The sequence below is a fragment of the Bradyrhizobium sp. PRIMUS42 genome, from assembly GCF_023006515.1.
Taxonomy (GTDB): domain Bacteria; phylum Pseudomonadota; class Alphaproteobacteria; order Rhizobiales; family Xanthobacteraceae; genus Bradyrhizobium.
Genome location: NZ_JALBGZ010000923.1, coordinates 1 through 2118, shown reverse-complemented (window position 1 = coordinate 2118; position 2118 = coordinate 1). Strand labels below are relative to the sequence as shown.

Sequence of the window (2118 nt, the reverse complement as noted above, 5' to 3'; positions counted from 1 at the left end):
CCGAATAGGTGCGCGAGCCGCGTGAACCCGACGAGGAACCGCCACCGACGCGCGCATCGGCGGACGAGATCGCCAGCGCAGTCGGCAGCGCAAGCGCCAGCACGACGGCGATCGTCTTGAAGAGATTGCGGGAGCGTAACGAGAACTTCATGTGCGTTTCCCAAATCCCCGGCATGGGGACGTGCGCTTAAGATGGGCAGACTTCCCGAAAAGTGAAGCCGGTTTCGGAACCTGTGGCTGCGGCCCTCAGTCGCGGGGATGTGGCAAAAGCCCATATTTGACGCGGATTTGGCCGGCCCCGCCAGGGAACCGTGGTCGCCGGTTACCGGCGGATTTGGACAGGAATTGCGCTTTTTCCTCGCCGTTGCGGGCGCAGCTCTCTCACCACGTCATTGCGAGGAGCTCGCGACAAAATTGCGAAGCAATTTTGCGCTGATGCGACGGAGCAATCCAGGGTCTTTCCACGGAGGCAGTCTGGATTGCTTCGCTGCGCTCGCAATGCCGGAGACTGCGGGAACGGCGCGCCGCCTCTCAACCTCACCCCTGCTTGGTCATCGTCTCCTTCACCGCCGCCACCAGCTGGCTGAGCGTGAACGGCTTGGGCAGGAAGTCGAACTGCTGGCCTTCGGGCAGGCTCTTCTCGAAGGCGTCCTCGGCATAACCGGAGACGAAGATGAACTTGATGTCGGGATTCTTCTCCCGCATCGCCTTCAAAAGGGTCGGGCCGTCCATCTCGGGCATGACGACGTCGGAGACGACGAGATCGATCCCGCCGCTCTGCTCCTCCAGCACCTCCATGGCCTCGACGCCGTTCTCGGCTTCGACCACGGTGTAGCCGCGCGAGCGCAAACCACGTGCGTTCAGCGCGCGCAGGCCCTCTTCGTCCTCGACCAGCAGGATGGTGCCCTGCCCCGTGAGATCGGTCCGCGGCTTGGCCTCGACGGAAGCGGCTTCCTTGGCAGCACCGTTGGTCGCGCTGACCGCAGCCGCCGCCTGCTCGACCTGAACGTCAGGCTCGGCATGGTGGCGCGGCAGGAAAATGTGGAACGAGGTGCCCTGCCCCGGCTCGGAGTCCACGTAGATGAAACCGCCGGTCTGCTTGACGATGCCGTAGACCGTCGAAAGGCCGAGGCCAGTGCCTTTGCCCACCTCCTTGGTCGAGAAGAACGGCTCGAAAATCTTGTCGCGTATGTCGGCGGGGATGCCGGTGCCGGTGTCGGAGACCTCGATCCGGACATAGTCCGCCGCCGGCATGCCCTTGTAGGCGAGCTTGGCCGCCTCCTCAGTGGTGACGTTGGCGGTGCGGATGATCAGCTTGCCGCCGTCGGGCATGGCGTCGCGGGCGTTGACCGCGAGATTGACGATCACCTGTTCGAACTGGGAGACGTCGACCTTGACCGGCCAGAGATCGCGGCCGTGGATGGTCTCGTGCTTGACCTTCTCGCCGATCAGGCGGCGCAGCAGCATTGCGAGATCGCTCAGGGCGTCGCCGAGATCGAGCACCTGCGGCCGCAGCGTCTGCCGCCGCGAGAACGCCAGCAGTTGCCGCACCAGCGTCGCAGCGCGCGTCGCGTTCTGCTTGATCTGCATGATGTCCTGGAACGACGGATCGGTCGGCTTGTGCGCGTTCAGCAGGAAGTCGTTCGCCATCATGATGGCGGAGAGCACGTTGTTGAAGTCGTGGGCGATGCCGCCGGCGAGCTGGCCGACCGTCTCCATCTTCTGCGACTGGTTGATCTGGTTCTCCAGCGCGCGCCGCTCGGTGGTCTCGAGCATGTGCACGATGGCGGCTTCCGCGTCGTTTTCGGCCGAATCGACCGGTGTGACGAAGAACTGGCCCCAGCGCTCCTTGGTCCCCTCCAGCGCCACCTCGACCGGCGCGATGTCGGCCTGGCCCTCGGCGGCCTGGTTGATGGCCGCGATCAGGAGGTGCCGGTCACGCGAATTGACCGCGCGGAAGATCGACTTGGAGGCGCTGTCGAGCCCGAGAGCCTGTCCGAGCTTGGCATAGCGCGCATTGGCGCGCACGACGTTGCCGCCGCGATCGACGGTCGCGATCGCCATCGGCGTGTGGTCGAAGAAGCGCATGAAGCGCACTTCGGCGGCGCGGTCGGGATC

1 protein-coding gene is annotated in these 2118 nt (G+C 65.0%); it reads right to left on the bottom strand.

Annotated elements, in window-relative coordinates:
- Nucleotides 1-537: 537 nt before the first annotated feature.
- The coding region (locus tag MOV75_RS35720; protein ID WP_247007688.1) for a response regulator at nucleotides 538-2118 on the bottom strand (1581 nt) is incomplete at its 5' end.